The sequence below is a fragment of the Vibrio sp. V03_P4A6T147 genome, from assembly GCF_002241085.1.
Taxonomy (GTDB): domain Bacteria; phylum Pseudomonadota; class Gammaproteobacteria; order Enterobacterales; family Vibrionaceae; genus Vibrio; species Vibrio anguillarum.
Genome location: NZ_NDIO01000049.1, coordinates 1 through 3684, shown reverse-complemented (window position 1 = coordinate 3684; position 3684 = coordinate 1). Strand labels below are relative to the sequence as shown.

Annotated in this window: 1 protein-coding gene; it reads left to right on the top strand. The window is 44.3% G+C overall.

The annotated features are described in order from the left end of the window. The first annotated feature begins 568 nt into the window (after positions 1-568). The gene (gene polA / locus B9J84_RS01835; RefSeq protein ID WP_094123410.1) at positions 569-3358 is read left to right on the top strand and encodes a DNA polymerase I; all 2790 of its coding nucleotides are present in this window, start codon (positions 569-571) and stop codon (positions 3356-3358) included. Positions 3359-3684: the final 326 nt, after the last annotated feature.

Sequence of the window (3684 nt, the reverse complement as noted above, 5' to 3'; positions counted from 1 at the left end):
TGTCTTAGGGAATGGCGAAGTTCACAAGGACGTCGAGTTTACGATTAACGAATTACTAGGTGTTAAAAGTAACAAGACAAATTGGCGACGAACTTGCGCAAGTTCTTTTTGACACGACATTGCTCACATTGCTTCCAGTGTAATTTATAGCTTTATCGTAAGGCTGAATGAATCACTTCACTTAGTTTTACCTGTTTTTGCTAGGCGACATCCTCGGGTGTCGCTTTTTTTATCGCTCATTTTCAAGAGGATGCTTTTGTTGTGAATAAAAGGCCATCGATAGTCTTTTCCACAATCAATGATCGTAAAAAGATCATGATAGGAATGTTCGATCTTTGTTTTATTCATTTATAAACAATAAGTTAACACCATTGTTTTCCTCATTAATCACTGTTTAATAACCAGTGGATAAAAACTATGAACAGAGTTATCCACAGAATGTCATTTGCGGTGGTGGACAAATCAGCAAAATGTTTCGTTGCTCAAGGTGCATTGGCGTGGAATCCTCAAGACAGTCATGGCATCCTTAGTCATTACATTTCGTACTCGCTTTGGATTGCAAAAGACTATGGCTCGCATACCTGACAACCCGTTCATTCTGATTGATGGCTCTTCTTACCTTTACCGTGCATTTCATGCCTACCCAGGCACCATGAGTAATGGCGAAATTCCAACTAATGCTGTCTATGGCGTGGTCAATATGCTCCGTAGCATGATGCGCCAGTTTTCCGCTGAGCGTATGGTGGTTATTTTTGACGCGAAAGGAAAAACCTTCCGCGATGATATGTACCCACAATACAAAGCTAACCGTCCACCAATGCCTGATGATCTACGTTGCCAGATTGAGCCGTTGCACAATGTTATCCGTGCGATGGGGCTACCGCTGATATCGATTGAAGGTGTCGAAGCCGATGACGTGATTGGTACGCTAGCCTCTCAAGCATCACAAGCTGGCATGCCAGTGCTGATCAGCACTGGTGATAAAGACATGGCACAGCTAGTGGACGAGAATGTCACCTTGATCAATACCATGACGAATGTGGTACTTGATCGTGAAGGGGTGATTGAAAAATTCGGTATCCCTCCTGAGCTTATCATCGATTATCTGGCCTTGATGGGCGATAAAGTCGATAACATTCCTGGTGTACCGGGTGTCGGTGAGAAAACAGCGATTGCGTTACTACAAGGCATTGGCAGCCTAGAGCAAATTTACGATAACCTCGATAAAATTGCGCAATTGGGTTTTCGCGGCTCTAAAACCATGGCGCAAAAACTGGCGGATAACCGTGAAAACGCTTTTCTCTCTTACCAATTAGCCACCATCAAGCTGGATGTCGCTTTGGAAGAGAAACCAGAAACCTTGTGCAAAACCCAGCCCAATATTGATGAGTTGATTAAACTTTATGGTCAGCTCACGTTTAAATCTTGGTTAACAGAATTGCTGGATGGTGGTAATGGGGTGATTGACGCTGATGAAAAAGTGGGTGCGGTAAACACTTCTTCACAAGCAAGGGAGATGGATACAACCGCCGCCACGATTGATCGCGGCCAATATCAAACCATTTTAGATGAAGAGACATTTAATGCTTGGTTAGAAAAACTGAAAGCGGCAGAAGTGTTTGCGTTTGATACGGAAACCGACAGCCTCGATTATATGGTAGCGAATTTAGTTGGCCTCTCTTTTGCAATCGAAGAGGGCGTTGCAGCGTATGTTCCTGTTGCGCATGACTATCTTGATGCACCAAAGCAACTGGACCGTGATTGGGTACTCGCCCAACTTAAACCCATTTTAGAAGATGAAAGCCAAGCCAAAGTGGGGCAGAACCTAAAATACGATGCCAGCATTGTTGCGCGTTACGGTATCAATATGAAAGGCATCAAGCACGATACGATGCTCGCATCTTATGTGTACAACAGCGTCGGTGGCAAACATGATATGGACAGTTTGGCGCTACGATTCTTGCAACACAGCTGTATTTCATTTGAACAGGTGGCGGGCAAAGGTAAAAACCAGCTGACCTTCAACCAAATTGAACTTGAGCAAGCGGCACCGTACGCTGCGGAAGATGCTGATGTGACTTTGCGACTTCATCACCGTTTGATGAGTCATATTGAGCAAGATGAGAAGCTCAATCGCATCTACCAACAGATAGAAGTACCTCTTGTTCCCGTGTTGTCACGTATGGAACGCACAGGCGTGATGATTGATGATATGTTGCTTGGCGCGCAATCGCATGAAATCGCTGCTCGTTTAGAGCAACTAGAACAACAAGCGTTTGATATCGCGGGTCAACCTTTCAACCTAAGCTCACCAAAACAGCTGCAAACCATTTTGTTTGAACAGATGGGGCTACCGGTGATTAAGAAAACGCCAACAGGTACACCTTCCACCAATGAAGAAGTACTGCAAGAGTTGGCACTCGACGGTTATCCTCTGCCTAAAGTGATCATTGAACATCGTGGTTTAGCTAAGTTGAAATCAACCTATACCGATAAACTGCCTAAAATGATCAACCCAACCACAGGGCGAGTGCATACCTCGTATCACCAAGCTGTAACCGCCACTGGTCGTTTGTCTTCAACCGATCCAAATTTGCAAAACATTCCGATCCGTAACGAAGAAGGACGCCGGATCCGTCAAGCCTTTATCGCTCCTCATGGCTGGAAAATTCTGGCCATCGATTACTCGCAAATTGAGCTACGGATTATGGCGCATTTGTCCGGCGATAAAGCGCTGCTTGAAGCATTCCAGCAAGGGAAAGATATCCATGCAGCGACCGCGGCTGAAATTCTTGGAGTGAGTATTGAGCAAGTCAGCAGTGAGCAACGTCGACGTGCGAAAGCGGTTAACTTTGGTTTGATTTACGGGATGAGCGCCTTTGGTTTAGCTAAGCAGCTCGGCATTCCTCGTTATGAAGCCCAAGAATATATGGATAAATACTTTGAGCGTTATCCTGGCGTGATGCAATACATGGAAGATACACGCTCTACGGCTAGTGAACTTGGCTATGTTGAAACTTTATTTGGTCGCCGTTTGCATCTGCCTGAAATTAAATCGCGTAATGGGATGCGCCGCAAAGCCGCTGAACGTGCTGCGATCAATGCTCCAATGCAAGGTACGGCGGCGGATATCATCAAAAAAGCGATGCTATTAGTCGATGCTTGGATTGAGGAGCATGGACAGGGACGCGTTAAACTCTTGATGCAAGTGCACGATGAACTGGTGTTTGAGGTGCAAGAGACGGCTTTAGCCGAAATTGAAATTAAAGTACAACAATTGATGGAATCAGCGGCAACGCTAGCGGTGCCATTGGTCGCGGATACTGGTCATGGAGACAACTGGGATCAGGCGCATTAGTTGTTTTTTAAGCAGAATTAGCTAATTTATATGAGCCGACGCACAAATGTCGGCTTTTTTATGGCCTAGAAACAAGTGTTCTTGATTTTAAACTTTGTGTTGTTTAACAAAATTTTCATGAAAAAAAACTACAAAAATAGTTTTCATTTCTGACCATTTGTTATACATTAACTCTCGTAGGGTACAGAGGTAAGATGTTCTATCTTTCAGACCTTTTGTTTCACGTTATTGGATTAGGCTGATTCAGCCGCCCCAGTCAGTATTTGACTGGGGCGTTTTTTATTGGGCCAAAGAAAATATTCATCACTGTTTTTTTACGAGAATTT